Genomic DNA, 18940 nt, shown 5'->3' on the forward strand with positions numbered 1-18940 from the left:
CGTTTTATTTCGCTTAAATTTGCTCACAATTTGATGACTAATATCAGATAGCTCAGTAAGTTACATAAATAGTATGGGTATCTGTAATGATATATCAAGAACGAGTAAAGGGATTTAGACAAGAAAGTGAATAATACTGTTGAAGTCATCTTAATATGACAGTATTGAATAAAATAACTGAGCTTTATTAGAATACAATTTATTTAAATGATACTAATTCTTATTAATAAATGATTAAATCAATATGCATTTAATTATGTAAAGTATATTTGTATTCGGTTATTAAATAGAAAACTATTGGGCTCGTTAAATACGAACAAGCCCGATAGTTCATTTTTTGTCATTATTGACGTAAGGATTTAACATGCTCCGGGGTGACATCAGCTGGTTGTCCTCCCCACTGAACACGAAGGAAGTTCACTAAGTCACTAATTTGTTGGTCATTTAGCTTATTGGCAAACCCTGGCATGCTTTGCATATATTGGTTATTTGGGAACGCTTGCTCAGGCAAACCATCTAGAATCGCATTAATTAGGTTAGTGCTATCCACATCACGCAATGTTGAATTTCCTTTCATTGCCACCGCCACATTCGGTTTACCGCTACCGTCATAGGAGTGGCAACCTGAGCAGGTTTCTAAATAAATTTGGCGGCCTTGTGTATTACCTTCCCCCACCCTTAATGGCGAAGTTGCTAGCGGGTTATCGCCCATTAAATAGGTGGCTATGGCACTATTATCTTCTGGCGTTAAATGTTGTGAACTCAGATAAATTACAGGGTGCATATCACTGTAGGCGGAACCTTGTGGTGTGAGTCCAGTCATGAAAAACTGCTGTAAATCTTCTTTTGTCCATCCTCGTTCTGCAAGCGCTTGCGGGGTAATATCTGGAGCAACAAAACGACCTAAAGCACCCCCTTTCATAAAGTTATCTAAATCCATTTCTCCCAGTTTTCCTCTTGGCGTATGGCATTCAGCACAGTGCTCTAATACGTTAACTAAATACTTACCACGTAGCCATTCAGGGGAGCTACCTTGTGAGCTATCGGGGAGTGGTTTATCGTTAAAAAACAATAAATTCCAGCCAATCATTGCCATGCGTTGGTTCAGTGGGAATGGCAATGAATTTTCAGGTGGCGCGACATCAATAGCTGGCTGGCTCATCAAATAACTGTAAATAGCGTCAGAATCTTCCCGAGTGATCCCTTTATAGGATGTATAAGGCATTGCCGGATAAAGATTTTTACTCGGTGGAGAGATACCTTGGGTCAGTGCTTTATAAAAATCATCTTTTGTCCAGCGGCCGATACCAAAATCGGCTGAGGGCGTTAAGTTACTGCTGTAGATGGTACCAAATGGGGTATCGAGTGGAAAACCACCGGCTAATGGTGCACCATCAGCACTGGTGTGACACGCAGCGCAGTCACCGGCAAGAGTGAGGTAACGGCCTCGCTCAATTTCTTGAGGCGTCGCAGTTACTTTTTGTACTGGACCATCTAAGGTACGGCTTTCATACCAATACAGTACCGCCCAAACGATGATAGCGATGGCTATCAACCATAAAATAATTCGTTTGATCATTTTACTGCCTCCTTGATAAGACCAGGAGTCGCAAGAACCACATCGCGTACTGCTTCATAATAGCGTACATAACCAGTACAACGGCAAATATGGTTATTTAGAGCTTGTTTGATAGCCTCTTCTAAGTCTGCTTCTGCAATCGGGTTTCGCTGAAGTTCTTCAATAAATACAGTCGCTGCATTTACAAAACCTGGGGTACAGTAGCCACACTGAAAACTGAAATTTTCAACAAAAGCTTGTTGAACCGGAGATAGTTTTACCTCCCCGTTTTCTTCTTTGGTGGCAGCCCCTTCGATAGTTCGGATGCTTTTATTATTGAAAAAATGTGCACCAGTAATACAGGTGCGGATTTCTTCGCTGGTACCAGATGGATTATCTAATATAACAACGCAAGCATGGCAAATGCCTTGGCCACAACCTAGGCGAGAACCTGTTAGGTCAACATATTCATGAAGAAAGTCTATCATCATGAGGCCTTCAGGCACGTCCATTGGTCCATACTGTTGGCCATTAATGGTTAAGGTGAGGGGAAGGAAATTTAGGCTCATGATATTACCTCTAAAATGTCTTTTGCGCGTACAGGCAAATGCAAGAAATGATGACCAGTTGCATCTGCAATGGCATTGACGATGGATGAAACTACCGGGATCATAACAACCTCAGCAACGCCTTTCGGCGGGTCAGTATCTGAAAGTCCTGGTAGGACTTCATTGGTTTGTTGCCAAACTGCAACATCACTGGCAAGCGGGAGATGATAACGGTTGAAGTTCCACGTCCCATTACCGGGACCATCTTCGTAGAGAGGTAAATATTCATGGAGTGCATGGCCGATACCCATTGCTAATCCACCTTGAATTTGTCCTGAAACCAGTTGTGGGACGATAAGATTACCGCATTCCACCACACTATGGTGATTCAGCAATTCGACTTGCCCAGTCGCTTTATCAATGGATAGCTCGCTAACGGTAGCGACGGCACTGTAGTAAGTGACTCCGGCATTATTTCTTTGTGTATCAGGGTAATAAGCTTTTTCGCGGTGGCAAACTTGGTATTCTTTATCGGCAAATCGTAGTGATAGCCCATCAATCGGTAAACGGCGAGTTTCACCCTGAATAGGGAAATCGGCTTCAGCCCATTGCCAGCGGTTAAATACGTGGCACACTGCGCCAGTTACCCCGCCCATTGCAAAAGTGCGTTCAATTAAGCGCGGCAAGCTAAGCACCTCAAGCCCATCAGCAGTTAAGCCTTCAGCAACCCAACGAGCATCTTCACGGCGAACAACTAGAGGGGCCGCTTGTCCGCCGCCAATCCCTTCTTGCCAAATTGACATGGCAGCTGGCCATAACCCATGTTCGAATATAAGGCGTGCGGCTGCTTCTGTGCTGTGGGTGAAATAATAGGCTGAATTACTCGCACTCGCAGGTGAGCAGTAGTTCGGTGTCCATAATGGGTTTTGTGCTAAGTGGTTTTGCTCATCTTGTGACATAGCAAATGGGTTACCTGTTGAGATCATCGGTAAAATTGACCAATCAACAACAGAAAAATGAGCTTGTTCCGCAGGCTTTCCTAACCATTTAGCGCAAACCACCGATTGGGACGTTGACATACCTGTACCAATTTCTGCGCCACTATGATAAATGGCTATTTTACCCTCGGGGGTAAGTTCTACGCGAGCAAAGGAGGATTCCGCACCTGTCCCAAAGTCTTTTTGCACACAAGAAATCCCTGTACCGAATAGTTTACCGCTATGTTTCGCTTCAAAGTCGGCTTTACGTTTGGCTCTGTCAGTCCACATTGGGTGAGCAGCACAGCGGGTTAACACTTCATCGGCACGAATTGCGCCGCCAGGAATTGCCCCTTGGGTATTTTTCATCCCAGATTTGATGATATTTTTAAGACGGAACTCGATGGGGTCTACTTTTAGGAGTTTTGCGGCTTCTTCCATTAACATATCGGTTGCTGCCATGGCTTGTAAAGTACCATAACCGCGAGCTGAACCCGCATCGACAGCTCTTGATGCAATACCGATCGCAGATAAATCACTACGGGGAATATAATAGATAGCTTGGGCCCCAGTAGCCCCGACCATGACAACGGAAGGCGTAAAATTACAGCGACCACCGCCGTCACCGATAAAAGAAGCTGAAAGGGCTTCAATTTTATGCGTTTTTTTATTAACCGCTAAGGTGTAATCCATATCGAAAGCATGGCGTTTGATGGTAGATTGAAATTGTTCATAACGGTCATTAGCTAGACGAATAGGGACTCCGTCTCCATATAATGTTGCCATCGCACCATAATAGGGGAATGGAGTGTGGTCTTTAGAACCATAACCAACGGTAAAACAAGGGTGTAGGAAAATTTGTTTAATTGGAAAATGCGATTTTGCCAACATCTCTGGTAATGATTCCGCAACTTCCTGAGGGGACTGTGTCGGAATAACAAGATGGAATGACTGTGTTTTGGCGTCGTACCAACCGTTAGCATTATCAGGCTCTAAGGCAGCAGTATCAATGGATTGAGAAAAGTATTTTCGCTTGAGCACTAACCAGTCTTCCGGTGGGTTTTCCAGTTGTTTAGCGAGCTCATCAGCATATAGCATGCCTTGTTGATCTAATTTTCCGCCTTCGCGACCTTCAGGCCAAACGGGTAAGTGCTTTTTCATGCCAATAGGGGAGATTGGCATATCTTTTAGGCTTGAATAAATATCTGGCTCATAAGGATTTTCATTGCCAATTCGCACGCCACGGTAGGTTCCCCATGGGTCTCGTTCTAATGGGCCAGTTACTGCGCCGTATTGGATAACATCGTCACGGAATTTTAAGGTTTCTTTGGCAAAACGGAATTTAGCAAAATCATGATAAATCAATAATGCGACGGCTTGGCCAAGGTAAGCGGGAGTTTTCCCTTCTGGAAGCAATAAATCATCACCATAAAATTCAGGGAAAGCAACGCCATCTTTTTCTAAGTCACTTGCAGTTACGATGCGGTCAGGCATCAGGCCATCTTTTAGCAGATCAAGGTTAAAGCCTTGGTAAATTTTATCGGCTTGAGTCACGCGGAGTAAAAATGCATGACCTTGCTGTTTTGGCCAGTGAGGGATATCACGTGCACGAATGTCTCTGGCGAAGACTTTTTCCCCTTGGACTTTGGCAAACCCATCAATACGAAATTTGATTTGTTTGTCGACCGGGTTCCAGTCAGGAGATTGAAGGATTTTTTCTTCGAATAGCACATCAAAAGCACGGCTATACAAAGGGGCTAAATAAACAGATATTCCCGCTATAACGGCACATTTTAGAAAGTGTCTGCGGGAGAGTTCGACATTGCTTTTGCTCATAATACACCCTTACACTTATTATTATTACATCGGTATTTTTATTTTTATAGTCACATCGAAAAAATTACTTGTATCACATTTATATTATACTTCTCTTAATAAATTTCAAATTAATGATAAGTAGTTCTTGTGATCTTACTGAATATACTTTATTTATGAGATACGCAATCAGTATATCGATTTAAAATAAAAACTATGAATATTGGTATTTTAATATTGGCAGCAGGAAAAAGTGAACGTTTTCAAAATGCTGGAGGTAAAGGAAGTAAATTAAATTTTATGCTTGAAAAAAATACAGTTTTTGAAAAAACACTATTAAATTCAATCGATAGTGAGCTTCCTGTACATGTAGTGACACGGCCTGAGAATGAAGGTGTTATTAATAATTGTTTACAATTTAATATTCCATACTCGTTGATAAACAGTAATGGGTTAGGTGAATCAATCGCATTTGGTGTTAAAAATACGTCTAATTTAGATGGGTGGATAATTCATTTAGCGGATATGCCATACATCAATAGTCATTTATTTATCCGTGTAGCGAATAAATTAAAACACCATACATTAGTCAGGCCAGTATATAATGGTTTACCAGGCCATCCGGTAGGAATATCTGCGAAGTATTATACGGAATTAATTAATCTAGTAGGTGATGATGGTGCGAAATCAATATTACGTCGCAATCTTGTTTATCAATTAAACATAAATGACGAAAATGTTGTAAAAGATATTGATTATCCGAGTGTTGATAACGATTAAGGAACGAATATGTTGCGTGAAGATGTTTTTGTTATCTCTCAAGCCCTTTCTTGGATAAAAAAAGAGCCTATATGGTTGTGTACGGTGCTAAGTACATATGGTTCTTCCCCTCGTAGCCCGGGTTCACTTCTTGTTGCAAAGGCAGATGGTCAGTATGTTGGTTCTTTATCAGGCGGTTGTATTGAAGAAGATTTTATTCAACGAATACAGCATGCTGAATACATTAAGAGCAGCCAAATTGTTCGCTATGGTCGCGGTGGTTTAGAAGCGAAAGTGAATTTACCTTGTGATGGTAGTTTAGATGTTTTAATTGAATATTTACCGAATAGTCAGGAAAGTGTTAGTTACCTTACGGAGATACATCAAGCGTTACTGGGATATACTGCAATCAGTAAAAAAATCACGTTGCCACAAAGAGGTGAGGTAAGCACGGTTAATAATCAACAAACCCCAACCCAAATAGAGCGGGAAGGGGAGAACATTCAATTATATATTGCCGCGCCGCCACGGTTAATTATTGCTGGGATCTCAAATGTAGGTATTTACTGTGCTAGTTTTGCAGCAACATTAGGGTTTGAGGTTATAATTTGTGAACACCGTGAAGATGAGCTATCGCGTTTTTCTGGGCAACTTTCTAGTCAATTTGAAGTCATTAAATTATTTCCAGCTCGCTATTTGGAATCCCAAAGCTGTACACCGAATACCGCTATTGTTTCTTTAACCCATGATCCTCGTATTGATGACCTGACACTAATGGAAGCAGTGAATACCCCAGCGTTTTATATTGGTGCAATGGGCTCAGTAAGAACGAGTGCTCGTCGTCGTGAACGTCTTATAGCATCTGGTGGGATGACGGAGGCGGAAATAGAACGCATCCATGCTCCCATTGGTATTCCTATCGGTAGCAAAACACCACCCGAAATAGCATTAGCGATAATGGCGGATATTGTAGCTCATAAAAATGGCGTAGTTTCATCTAGTTATGTTAGTGAAACGAAAAAAGTAATGGTTACAAATTCAATGTATTGTGATGTTTAAAGTTAAATTCCCACGCCTTATAAAGTTAAATGACCTTTATAAGGCGAAAGGACCTAAAACTAGTTTAGTTGGTATAAATAGAAGAAATAATTTCTCTCATTTTTATTAAATATTTTGAAGCATCATATCGGTCAGTGACTATTTCTATATAAGCTGCAGTGTCGAGTGTTTCGATAGCCTGTAAAGCCTCATCTAATTCATCGCAGGTTGTCACTTTTTTGCAATACCAATCGTCACATCCCAGTGCTAAAGGAAGTTGTGCGTAATTCCATTGCGCAACATCATTATAATAATATTCAGGTTCTTTACAGAATAGTCGTTCAATAAGATAGCCATCATTATTTAATATAAAGATAATGGGTTTTAATCCAAATCGTGCAAATTGACTAATTTCTTGCATAGTTAATTGATGAGCGCCTTCCCCTGTCGCTAAGATGACTCGACGTGACGGGGATGCTAAAGCGGCGCCCAGTGCAGCAGGTGTTGCCCAGCCAATAGATCCCCATAATGATTGGGAATGAAAAGATGCACCTTTAGGTAATAGTGAAAATGCTAAGCCCATTGAAAAGGTTCCAGTATCTGTAAATATTATATCATTAGGTCTAAACATTTTTTCTAAGCGAGGATATAGGTATGATTCAGTTATTTCGTTTGTTTCTACGGCTATCGGTTGACCTAGTGATTGGGCCTTAGGACTTTTGTGTTGATTAAAAGAAGAGGTTGGCAGTGATAGCAATCTATTCTGCAAGGCTAAAACAACGTCTTTCATGGAAATATTATTGTAGCATTGGCCATCAATAATGACTTTATCTTCCATAATATGGATTATATTTTCGATTTTAATATTAGAGGTATAACAACCTGAATTAAAGTCAGACAGAATAGTGCCTATATTTATAACACAATCACTGCTTTCGACAAATGAAGTGACTTGAGGAGTTAATATTTGCCCTGTATACATTCCGATATATTGCGTATTAGTTTCATCTAATACACTTTTATCCATAAATAACGTGGTATAAGGAATTTTGGTTTTTTCAATGATTGTTTGTAAGGTATTTGCTACGCCTAAGCGCAAAGACATTGAGCCTGCTAATATGCAGGGTTGTTGGCTATTTATTAATTTATTTAAGATTAAAGGAATAATATTTTTTAGTGTTTCTGAGCAACTGTTTGGTATTAATGGAACAACATGATGAAATGGTTTAATTACAGTCTTTACAGCATAATCAGCAGGTAAGCCAAAATAAACTGGACGGCGTTCATGTAAGGCGCATGCGATTAACCGCTCAGTCTCTTCAATACAGTTTTCAGGGGTAATAATGGCATGAGCACAGACAATATGTTGGCTCATTTTATAAAAAACGTCATAGCTTCCATCCCCTAATGTGTGATGAGAAATACGTTGTTTCTTTTGTGTTAGGCTAGGAGGCATTCCAACAAGGTGAAATATAGGGACTCTTTCAGCATAAGAACCTGCTATTGCATTGAGAGCGCTTAATTCGCCAACGCCAAAGGTTGTTGATAATGCAGCAACACCTTTAATTCTTGCATATCCGTCTGCAGCATACGCTGCGTTTAATTCGTTGCAATTGCCAACCCAACGTTGATGGGAGTTTGCACAAACACTATCATTTACAGGAAATGAATAATCACCAGGAACACCAAATATATCTTCAATGCCTAATTGATAGAGCTTAGATAAAATATATTCAACAACAGTTTCTTTCATTTAACTTCTCCAGTTAATAATTGTTTTTTACTTGATTTGTAATTATTTATATTAGCTATTTATTCTTATTGAAATCAATTCCATGATAGCTAATAAGGGAAGTAGTGAAAGTGTTATATTTTATAATGAGATTAATGGGGGTTATTAAATATATTATTTAATAAATTAATATAAATTAGTAGAGTAATAAAAAACAGTAGATCTTTTTAGACCTCACTGTTTTTTAGATTTAGAATATAGTTAAATAGGGTCAAGCCTGAGCGGCAATCACCATAATTTCTACTAGTACTTGTTCCCGAGCCATATTGGCTTCAACAGCTGCACGGGCAGGGCTATTTTCTATAGGCATCCAACTTTCCCATACCGCATTAAAGTCAGCAAAATCCCGTTTGATATCTTTAATCCAAACTTGGGCGGATAAAATACGTGTTTTATCACTGTTGCTTGCAGCAAGTAATGAATCAATCTTGGCAAAAACGTCTTTGGTTTGTTGTGTGATATCACCCGTTAGATCATTAGGTACTTGCCCTGATAAGTAAACTAAACCTGAATATTCAACGCTATCAGCTAAGCGTGGTTTTGGGTTGTTACGTTTTATGGACATGATTACCTCGTTAATCCAGTTAAAGAAATAGGGGGTTTTTGTTCAGTTATTAATTGGCTCAGTATTTCCGCGCTGCCTGCGGCAAGTGTAAACCCTAAACTGCCATGCCCAATATTAAGCCATAAATTTTTATAGGCAGTTTTTCCTAGTATCGGTGGGCCTTTCGGTGTTGAAGGGCGTAACCCAAACCAACTTTCAGCATCGTCAATTTTAGGTAATTCAGGGAAGGTATTTTTAATAATATTCTTGAGTGCTTGTATTCTATTTTCACGCAAGCCTTGCTTGTCATAACCAATATCAACCATCGCAGCAATGCGTAATTGATCATTAAGTTTGGCATAGACAATTTTATTGCCGTAATCAGTCACGTTAATTTTCGGAACAATATGTTCTACCTGCGGGTATTCTACGCTTAAGCTATAGCCTTTTAACCCTAAAATTGGGACATTAATATTTAGTGGTTTTAACAATTCGCGGCTACCATTGCCGGCACAAACAATAAAATCATCAGCTTGGATAGTTCCCTGGTGAGTGGCTACTCCTGTAATGCAGTCATCTTGTTTAATGAAAGATTGAACATTATGTTGTAAGCAAAGATTAAATTGAGGCTGCGTGAGTAAATATTGCAGTAGGTTCTTACAGAATAAATAGCAATCTGCACTCTCATCATCAGGGGCATATATTGCACCTACCAGCTGAGACTGTATGTCTTTTAAAGAAGGCTCTAGCTCAACAATTTCAGTGGGTGTTAATATTTTTTGAAATTGTTTATCAACCGTTTCACTGGCTTTTTGAAAACTTTTATTATCACGGTGGATAATTAATTTCCCTGATTTTTCCCAAGCAAAATCAGAAATATCACCATTGTTACGCCATTTATTCATTATTTCTTGGCTAAAAAGTGATAAACGTAAAAGATGGGCACCATTAATTTTATTCGTTTTACGGTTACAAGCTAATGTAAATTGTGCAAGCCAAGACCATTGTTGTATTGAAGGCGTTATTTTTAGATTTAAAGGAGAATCATTTTTCCCCATCCAACGTAGGCCTTGCAAAGGAACACCGGCGTCTGCAAGAGGAGATACATAGCGATAGCTGAGTTGCCCACCGTTAGCAAAACTGGTCTGCATGCCAACATCGGTATCTGATTCAACTAATGTTACGGTTTGGCCTGCTTTAATTAATGCATAGGCGGTGCTTAAACCAATTACACCAGCTCCAATAACCACCACATGTTTAGTCATAATAATCCGTAACCCATAATAACCAAGATGTTATTATTTAACGGTGAATAAGCTAACTAAACAATTGAGTTTTCATTACTAGAGTATAACTTTTGGTTAACTACTTTATTTCTTTTTTCAAGTGTGGATGCCAAAGTATTAACATAATTTTGTGCAGCTTTGGTTAATGGTTTGTCTGCGCGATGAAAAACAGATACGGCAAGATGTAAACCTTCTTTTAGTGGGTAAATCATCGACTCAGGTAGCGTATGTTCGGCTGAAAAAATATCCGTAATACTACAGCCTAAACCCGCTTGAACAAATTCTGCTGCCATATGGTAGGTATGAACACTAATATTTGATTCTGCAAACTCATGGCGCTTTTGTAATAGCTGAGATAAGGAGTCAGACCCAGGATGGATCCAACGCTCTTGGTCTATATCGGTGAGTGATACAGGGGAGTGCAATGGTAATTTGCTATCCACATAGACTAATGGGATATCAGCAATGGGAAGAACAGTAATGCCCCCTTCAATTTCAAGATTAAAGCCAATACCAATGTCGAGATCTTGTTGGGTTAATAACTGCAGAATATCCGTTGTATGATGTGTACCGATCGTGAGTTTGATATTGGGGTGTTTTTTAATAAATTGCGCGGTCACTTCAGGTACTAAGTTTAGCCCTAAGCTAGGTAGACAACCAATGGCTAGTTTACCTTGCGGATCACGTGATAAATTTTGCGCTAAAATTCTTAGTTTATCTAGATTTTGATAAACTTCTTTGGCTTCTTCAAATAGCAGGTTTGCCTCAGCCGTGGGAATTAACTTTCCTCTTATTCGCTGGAACAAGACTAAGCCAAGTTGTTGTTCTGCATGTTTTAAGGACTTACTTGCCGCGGGTTGTGAGATATGTAAAACCTCCGCTGCACGAGTTAAAGAGCCACATGTCATGACTGCATAAAAAATATCGAGATGCCTTAATTTCATTTTCAGAAACCTACTATTTGCTTTGACTCACCGAAACCGACTATTTGTATTAATTCGCATATTCTACCGAATTAATACAAATTAATCTGAACAACTATTTATTTGGTACTGAAAATGATGAAAGGTAATTAGGCGGTTTAAATTCAATGGTGATAAAAAAGAGAAGGCCAGATGATATACATAGGTTATAGCCTGGCCTTTATGATTGCGTACTAGGTAAAATATGTGCCTATTTCAATAAAGATTTTAATTAAGATACTATTTGAAATATCGACAATAAATGCCCCTACCATTGGCACCACTAAAAATGCTTTATGAGAAGGACTGAATGCTTTAGTGACGGTCTGCATGTTAGCGATAGCGGTTGGTGTAGCCCCCATTCCAAAGCCACAGTGCCCAGCACTAATAACAACTGCGTCATAGTCTTTGCCCATCATTTTAAAGGTAACAAATGTTGCAAATAGAACCATAACTACCGTTTGGACAGCAATAATTATCAGAACAGGGCCTGCCATACTGGCGAGTTGACCGAATTTTAAGGACATTAGCGCCATTGCTAAGAATAATGACAAGGCAACACTACCTAAAACATCAACAGTTGGTTCAAAAACTTCATGCTTAAATACATGGGTTAAGACGTTACGAATAATAATACCGACAAATAAGCACCAAACAAAGGTTGGTAATTGCATGACAGTATCTTTAAAAAACTCACTAATATAGCCACCGACAACAATACAGATAATCAGCATTGAGATGGTTTCAATAACATTATTAGCATTAATTTTTCGTTTGACACTAGGTTGTTCGAAGGCTTCAACGATCGTTTCTTTCTCGAGTTCAGTGCTTTTAGGGATTGAAACTTTTTTCAATAAATGGCGAGCAACAGGGCCGCCAATTAACCCACCTAATACTAAACCTAGGGTTGCACATGCCATAGCTAATTCAACAGCACCAGTCACGCCATACTTATCAGCCAGTATTGGTCCCCAAGCTCCTGCGTTGCCGTGGCCACCCGTAAGTGTGATTGAGCCTGCAATTAAGCCAATAAATGGACTTTCATTAAGCATGACAGCCATTCCCATACCAACGGTATTTTGAATAGCAATTAAGATAGTCACTGCGATAGTTAATAAAATAAGCGGCTTACCACCTTTTATTAAACGCGAAAAATCTGAGCTCAATCCAATTGATGAAAAGAACGTAATCATTAAAATGCTTTGTAGTGAAGCATCAAAAGTAAATGAGTATCCAGCTGTTTTATCGACAATTAATAGAATGATAGCAACAATAAAACCGCCAACAACGGCTTCAGGAATATGGTTTTTTTGTAGAAAAGGAGTGTATTTTACAACAAACATACCAATCAATAGCGCCAAACAAGCGACTAATAAAGTGTAGCTGGCATCTAGGATCATTATTTTACCTCAAGTTAGTTTACCAGAACTTTCACCGTTGTTATTTAACATTAGCGATAAATTAACTTACTTTGCGTAACTTTTGTTTAACAATGAGTTTTGTTTGGGTATCTATAACTTTTAGTTAACTGCGACATTCTTATTTTTTCATTTGTCGAATCATCAAATCCCGTAGTAAATTATTTATTTTCAACTTAACTAGTTGTTAATTATGGTTTTTTATGTTTTGTGTGTATTTGGGTATCATTTATGTGGTGATTAATATTTGCACTGATTTTATCGCGTGGTTATAAAGCCGTATTCAATATGAATGATGAGAAGTGTGATGTACCGCATGTAAGATGCTTAGCAAATGTAGGAGAAGAGGGGGAATGCTACATGATGTCGAATGCGCTTAATAATTCAAATGAAAATTGATGTCTTGGACATGTCATTTGGGCTCAGTATCTGAACGATTAATTGCTTTTAACCTCAGTGAAATGAATGCGAATATTATTCATTAAAATAATAGTGTAATTCTATTTAAATATTATAGCTTAGTTTTTAACCATTTCATTTATGTCATAAAAATAAGCCAGTGATTTAGTTATTGATTTTATTAAAGTTATTATTTTAATTACTATTTATAATAGTATTAGTATCATTAAATATGATAGGAGCGATATGATGGTGACTCCCCCCCAAGCAGAACAAGCATTGGTTATTCTACGAAAACATTTTTCTGATTCATTAATTGCAGTTTATCTACACGGTTCCTCTGTTTCTAGTGGGTTACGGCCAATGAGTGATATTGATTTACTTGTGGTGATTGATAGCCCCGTGACTGATATTTGCCGTGAACAACTTGTACGAGATTTAATGGATATTTCTGGCTTATATCCGGTTGATCCAAAAGGCCGGCGACCACTGGAAATTGTTGTATTCTTAACAAGTGAATTAAACATGCTTTCTTATCCTGCAAAATGTGAATTAATTTATGGAGAGTGGTTACGTACAGAGTACGAGCAAGGGGTATTTGAAGGACAAACTCAAGACCCTGAATTCACACTAATGTTAGCCCAAGCGTCACAAGAAGCAGTAAGTTTATGGCACAAGGAAATATACGGCTTACCTATTGTTGGCCTGCACGATATTCGCCGAGCTATGTTAGATTCACTCCCTAATTTAGAGTTATCTCTAAAAGGTGATGAGCGTAATGTTTTACTGACATTATCACGCATGTGGTACACCATGGAAACGGGACTATTTATATCAAAGGATGAGGCTGCCATTTGGGCAATAGAACTCATGCCAGTGGAATTGGCCTCGGTGCTACTGGTAGCGAAAAAGGCCTATTTAACTGGTGTTTCTGTTGATTGGGAAAATCAACAGGTGGGAGTCACCTTGTGTGCGAGCTATTTAGCTGAGCGTATTCGTGCTTATTCTTAGATGCACATAAGCCAGTGTGTCTTTTGATGCTTTTTTAATACAAATCAAATAACGTTTGCTTGATATTTAATGAATTGAAAAGTAAAAGTCTTATACTGCCTTACTGTTTTATTAACGATGGAACAAAAATGGCTAAAAAATCGATAAATCCAGCGTCTGTCTTTAATTCTTTGCAGTATGGCTTTAGCCAAGCCGTAGAAACAACGGGAACCCGACAATTATTTTTATCGGGTCAGGTTGGTGTGAATGCTGCGGAAGAAACTGTTGCTGGGGGAATTTACGAACAAACCGTGCAATCATTAATTAATATTGAACATGTATTGCATGAGGCCGGTGGCGATTTATCTCATGTGGCTATGCTACGTATTTATATTAAAGAGGGCTTTAATAGCCATGAGGAACAAGCTGATATTGCGCGAGCATTAAAAGAAAAATTTCCAAATATGCCACCTGCATCTTCTTGGGTTATTGTTTCAGGGCTTTCCTTACCGGAATGGTTAATAGAAATAGAAGCTCATGCAGTTTTGAACTAAATTTATTAGAATAGAAAAGCCGACAGTGGAAAAATCGGCTTTTCTGGCACTCGTGGTATTAGTGTTTTACTAATGTTGAGAAATAATAAACAAGAGGTACTGCAAGGATCCACAAGCTAATTGGAATTTCTCTCCACTTGCCAGCAACGGCTTTAATTAAGATATAGAATAGCAACCCACCGGCGATACCCGTACCAAAGCTATTAGCGATTAGCGTAATCATCACCATCATTAATACTGGTAAGCCATCAGTAAAATTGCCTAAGTCCACTTTTCGTAAACCGCTGAACATATTTAGTCCAATTAAAATTAGAGCTGGAGCTGTGGCTTGGGCTGGGATCATCAATGCGATAGGCGTAAATAACAGCATTAATAAAAACATAAAGGCAGCAGCAAGGGCGGTCATACCTGTTTTACCCCCAGCTTCTGCGGCAGCGGAGGACTCAATGAGTGCGGTTGCCGCTGGAATACCTACCCACGGGCCTAATGCAGCAGCAATTGAGTCAACGATAAAGGGGCGGTTAATATTTGGCATATTACCTTCTTTATCTAATAAGCCAGCCTCTCCGCCAACGGCTAAAGTTGTTCCCATGGTTGAGAAAAACTCAGCAGCAAAAAAGACAAATAAGAAAGGTAGGAAAGCGATATTTAATGCGCCAATTAAGTCTACATGCCCTAGTACAGGTGCCACAGAATGTGGAATACCAATAAAACTTTCAGGCAATTTTGTGACGCCAAAAGGAATGCCTAAGAGGGTTGCAAATAAAATTGCCCATAAAATTCCGCCTGGTATTTTGCGAGCTTGTAGTGCAATCGCAACGAAAAAGCCTGCGAGTGCAACTAATGCACCAGGAGAAAGGAAATCCCCAAGCATTAGTGCATTTGTTTTTGGGTTAGCAAGTACTAGCCCTGCATTTCGAAAACCTAAAACGGCCACGAACAGACCAATTGATGCAGTTAATCCGAGTTTAATTGATTGGGGAACAGAGCGTGTAACAACCTCACGCAAGCCAAATTTAGTTAATAGGAAAAATAAAATTCCAGACCAACAAGCAATGCCGAGCCCTATTTGCCAGTCAATACCTTCACTACCTGCGAGAGTAATACCGACAAGAACAGAGCCTCCGATACCGGGGCCAACAATAAATGGTAAATTCGCATAGAATGCCATTAATAAACTGGCAATGACGAAGACAATAATTGTTCCAGTGGTTGCTGCGCCTTTATCCATTCCTCCTGCGGCAAGTAAACCGGGGATCACGACTAGCAGGTAAGCTGCGGCTAAAAAACCAGTAACTCCGGCTAAACACTCTGTTTTCACTGAACTCCCACGTTCACGTAAAGCAAAGCGTTTTTCCAGCCAACTCCCTGATGTTGGCGTATTTATTGAACTGTCAGCCATTAATAGGCTCTCCTATCATTATTTTTGATATTTTTAATTTTCTAAGCGTGCTTAACCGTATGGATAACAGCGTCAACGATTTGACGTGTTGTTCCATCCGTTAATCCTAAATCGGTTAAATGTGGCCCTGCATTGCAGGCAAGACAAGTTCCCTCAATGGCTTTAAATACGCGGTAAGGTGGTTCCCAATCTGCAATTTCACTGCTTAATTCACGTAATTGACGAAACTGAGCGGCTAATTCAGGCGCAGGTAAATCAGATAACATCCCCGCTATTGGCATCGCAACATGGGCTAAAATTTGGCCATTTTGCACTAACGCCATACCTCCACCACTCTCGATTAATAAATTAGCAGCGATAGCCATATCATCGGGGTCACGTCCAAGAACAACGAGGTTATGTGAATCGTGTGAATAGCTTGTCGCAATGGCTCCGCGTAATTCACCCCAGCCCTCAAGTAAGGCTATTTGAGGTAAAGCATCGTGACGGCCGTGACGGTGTTGAACTCGAATAAGACTGAAATTATTCGGCAGTTGTACCACGCTATTTTTGATTTGTACGTCAACTTCTCCCCATTGGGTAAAGCGCGCCCCACGAATATGACGTAAACGCGCACTACCATTATTTATTTCATCAATTTTTAATGTGCAATCATTTGGGGTAATAGGTGAAAGTCGCATGGTATCGCGTGGAGGTAAAATGTCATTAGGCACATTTAATGCATTGATAAGCTGATTATTTTCAGCAATTTTTCGTCCAGACACATACACAGCTTTCGCTTTCAAAACTTCCAATGAATCGAAGATAACTAAATTTGCTTTTCTACCTGCGGCAATCAGGCCAAGGTCATGGCGTTGCAAGCGTATTGCAGCATTAAATGTAGCAAAGCGTAGTACGTCCGTTGCCGGCATTCCATGCTCAATTAAAAGGTTAAGTAACGCAATAATGCCACCTTTTTCAATTAACATATCGGGCGGAACATCATCCGTACATACTGTAATTTGCGATGATAAATGTGGTAAGGATTTTAATGCGGCAACAATATCGGGAAGAAGGTAAGGATGAGAGCCACGAATTTGTAATGTAAGGCCCGCACGCAGTTTTTCAAGGGCATCTTCAGCCGAGGTTAATTCGTGATCAGATGTGACTCCGGCAGCCAGATAAGCTTGGAGATCAGCCCCATTTAAGCCTCTTGCATGGCCTTCTATAAGTTTACCTGATGTAATTCCTGCATTTAGAATTTCTTCCATTCTATCACTGCCATGGAGCACGCCAAACATATCCATAACTTCAGCCACACCACGAACTTCCGGCCAACTCAGCATGGTTGACATTTCATCCCCAGCAAAGTCTGCACCAGACATTTCTAGGCCAGGTGTTGATGGTACAGATGAAGGGGCTGCAACCATAATATCTAGCGGCAAATTTCGGCTAGAATCAATGGCATAACGTACACCTTCTAGGCCTAGCACATTGGCGAGTTCATGGGGGTCCCAAAATACAGCTGTTGTTCCTTGAGCTAGAACTATCTCGGCATAGCGAACAGGAGGTAAGTGTGAGCTTTCTAAATGAACGTGAGTGTCTATTAAGCCGGGTGAAATGAAATAGCCTGATAAATCATGGGTTTCATTTGCATCAGTACGGGTTCCAGTAGGGTGAACGCTAGCAATTAGGTTGCCGGTGATCCCGATATCTGCAAGGCGAACTTCACCTGTGACCATATCGACAATATTGGCATTAGCGAGTAAAAGGTCAAAAGGCTTTTCACCTTTAGCGGATTGAATGACATGACGCCTGTTTTGTTCTGTTATGCTCATAAAAATACCATTCCTTCAATTTAATGACTGTTACTTTATGAGCAACGCAAACGTTTGCCAAGATGATAAAATTTATCATGCGATAAGAAATGGTTATAATGAACAGATATATTGGCTAACCCAATAAAAATAAAAGTACATTATTATGATAGAACCTTGGCAGAGACTGCCAGCACTTACGCTCAAACAACTACAGTATTTTGTGACATTAGCAAAACTGCGCCATTTTACCGAGACAGCAAATCGTCTAGCGGTGAGCCAACCTGCTTTGAGTAGTGCTTTGCGGCAAATAGAAACGGTTATTGGAGGAAAACTAATTAATCGTACCGCTTCATCCGTAACATTAACGGAGCTAGGCGCAGCAATTTTGCCACATGCACAGCAAATACTGAGTGTTTCTCACCGTGCATTTAGTGAAATTCAAAAAATAATCGTGGAAGGTGGGGATGGAACATTACGTATTGGGCTAGTTCCTTCCGTAAGTTCTTTGTTATTTCCTGCTGTACCTGAATTATTAACTCAATATTTTCCGAGGCTTAATATTGAGTTTTATGACCAAACGAATGACGCTTTGATTGATAAACTTATCAATCATGAAATTGATTTTGGCATTGGTGTGTTAGATAGCTCAGTGCCTCAAAATTTAAATATCTTTCCCTTGCAGGATGACCCTTTTGTTGCTGTTATTCATCATGATGATACCGTGTCTACCAATGAATTTCACTTGCCGTGGAAATTGCTAAATAATCGTGATATTGCCGTATTTTCGAAAGGTAATATTCAACGTTTAGTTGCTGCTACGGTGGAAAGTCACCGACTAAAATTAAATATTCGTTATCAAGTAGATTATATTGAAACCTTATATGGCTTAGTTCGTTCAAAATTAGCGATTGCTATTTTACCACTGCTTTATACTGTACATTTACGAGACCCGGAATTGAAAGTTTTGCAATTACAACAACCGGAGTTAACGCGCACAGTCGCTTTAATTCGTAATAGCGAGCAAGCGACGCCACTAATGGACGAGGTTTTTCAGGTATTGTTAAAAGTATTGCGTGATAACAACGTATGAGATTTATCA

The 18940-nt window shown here is 39.6% G+C and carries 15 protein-coding genes; 5 read left to right on the top strand and 10 right to left on the bottom strand.

Annotation, left to right across the window (positions count from 1 at the left end; translation table 11 throughout):
- Nucleotides 1–343: 343 nt before the first annotated feature.
- The 3 genes from PSE83_RS18355 to PSE83_RS18365 are packed head-to-tail and all read right to left on the bottom strand — an operon-like array spanning nucleotide 344 to nucleotide 4919.
- Nucleotides 344–1579: a c-type cytochrome gene (locus PSE83_RS18355; protein WP_004260701.1), complete on the bottom strand. Its 1236-nt coding sequence runs from the start codon at nucleotides 1577–1579 to the stop codon at nucleotides 344–346.
- Nucleotides 1576–2127 (bottom strand): (2Fe-2S)-binding protein, encoded by a 552-nt coding sequence (locus PSE83_RS18360; protein WP_004260697.1) that lies wholly within the window; start codon nucleotides 2125–2127, stop codon nucleotides 1576–1578. Before PSE83_RS18360 ends, PSE83_RS18355 begins: the two co-directional genes overlap by 4 nt.
- Nucleotides 2124–4919 (bottom strand): xanthine dehydrogenase family protein molybdopterin-binding subunit, encoded by a 2796-nt coding sequence (locus tag PSE83_RS18365; protein ID WP_272661016.1) that lies wholly within the window; start codon nucleotides 4917–4919, stop codon nucleotides 2124–2126. The genes PSE83_RS18360 and PSE83_RS18365 overlap by 4 nt, the downstream gene beginning before the upstream one ends.
- A 195-nt stretch (nucleotides 4920–5114) precedes the next feature.
- On the opposite strand from PSE83_RS18365, the gene PSE83_RS18370 reads away from it, so the two are divergent.
- A complete protein-coding gene (locus PSE83_RS18370) occupies nucleotides 5115–5678 on the top strand; it encodes a nucleotidyltransferase family protein (protein WP_004260690.1) in 564 nt (187 codons plus the stop codon).
- A 9-nt stretch (nucleotides 5679–5687) separates the two neighbouring features.
- Nucleotides 5688–6716 (top strand): XdhC family protein, encoded by a 1029-nt coding sequence (locus tag PSE83_RS18375; protein ID WP_094960926.1) that lies wholly within the window; start codon nucleotides 5688–5690, stop codon nucleotides 6714–6716.
- A gap of 64 nt (nucleotides 6717–6780) precedes the next feature.
- On the opposite strand, the gene PSE83_RS18380 is transcribed toward PSE83_RS18375, so the two are convergent.
- The 5 genes from PSE83_RS18380 to gltS all read right to left on the bottom strand — a co-directional run bounded on the left by PSE83_RS18380 (nucleotide 6781) and on the right by gltS (nucleotide 12679).
- On the bottom strand, nucleotides 6781–8448 hold the full coding sequence (locus PSE83_RS18380; RefSeq protein ID WP_272661017.1) for an alpha-keto acid decarboxylase family protein: 1668 nt from the start codon (nucleotides 8446–8448) through the stop codon (nucleotides 6781–6783).
- Nucleotides 8449–8698: 250 nt separating this feature from the next.
- The gene (locus tag PSE83_RS18385) at nucleotides 8699–9052 is read right to left on the bottom strand and encodes a RidA family protein (protein WP_004260681.1); all 354 of its coding nucleotides are present in this window, start codon (nucleotides 9050–9052) and stop codon (nucleotides 8699–8701) included.
- A 2-nt stretch (nucleotides 9053–9054) separates the two neighbouring features.
- Entirely contained in the window at nucleotides 9055–10296 is a 1242-nt protein-coding gene (locus tag PSE83_RS18390; RefSeq protein ID WP_096863302.1) for a D-amino acid dehydrogenase, read from the bottom strand.
- A gap of 56 nt (nucleotides 10297–10352) precedes the next feature.
- Nucleotides 10353–11261: a LysR family transcriptional regulator gene (locus tag PSE83_RS18395; protein ID WP_096863301.1), complete on the bottom strand. Its 909-nt coding sequence runs from the start codon at nucleotides 11259–11261 to the stop codon at nucleotides 10353–10355.
- A 212-nt stretch (nucleotides 11262–11473) separates the two neighbouring features.
- The gene (gene gltS, locus PSE83_RS18400; RefSeq protein ID WP_094960930.1) at nucleotides 11474–12679 is read right to left on the bottom strand and encodes a sodium/glutamate symporter; all 1206 of its coding nucleotides are present in this window, start codon (nucleotides 12677–12679) and stop codon (nucleotides 11474–11476) included.
- A 663-nt stretch (nucleotides 12680–13342) separates the two neighbouring features.
- On the opposite strand from gltS, the gene PSE83_RS18405 reads away from it, so the two are divergent.
- Nucleotides 13343–14107, top strand: coding sequence for an aminoglycoside adenylyltransferase domain-containing protein (locus PSE83_RS18405; RefSeq protein WP_272661018.1), 765 nt, complete (start codon nucleotides 13343–13345; stop codon nucleotides 14105–14107).
- Between the two features lie 128 nt (nucleotides 14108–14235).
- Nucleotides 14236–14640, top strand: a complete 405-nt coding sequence (locus PSE83_RS18410) for a RidA family protein (RefSeq protein WP_164564725.1) — start codon at nucleotides 14236–14238, stop codon at nucleotides 14638–14640.
- Between the two features lie 58 nt (nucleotides 14641–14698).
- Here the strand turns inward: PSE83_RS18410 and PSE83_RS18415 are convergent, their stop codons facing one another.
- Both PSE83_RS18415 and PSE83_RS18420 read right to left on the bottom strand, forming a co-directional pair.
- Nucleotides 14699–16042, bottom strand: coding sequence for an NCS2 family permease (locus PSE83_RS18415; RefSeq protein WP_096863298.1), 1344 nt, complete (start codon nucleotides 16040–16042; stop codon nucleotides 14699–14701).
- Nucleotides 16043–16083: 41 nt separating this feature from the next.
- Entirely contained in the window at nucleotides 16084–17859 is a 1776-nt protein-coding gene (locus PSE83_RS18420; RefSeq protein ID WP_094960932.1) for an adenine deaminase, read from the bottom strand.
- 145 nt (nucleotides 17860–18004) lie between these two features.
- Here PSE83_RS18420 and PSE83_RS18425 point away from each other — a divergent pair, with 145 nt between their 5' ends.
- Nucleotides 18005–18931 (top strand): LysR family transcriptional regulator, encoded by a 927-nt coding sequence (locus tag PSE83_RS18425; RefSeq protein ID WP_153673130.1) that lies wholly within the window; start codon nucleotides 18005–18007, stop codon nucleotides 18929–18931.
- Nucleotides 18932–18940: the final 9 nt, after the last annotated feature.

This window comes from Providencia sp. PROV150 (assembly GCF_028481025.1).
GTDB lineage: Bacteria > Pseudomonadota > Gammaproteobacteria > Enterobacterales > Enterobacteriaceae > Providencia > Providencia hangzhouensis.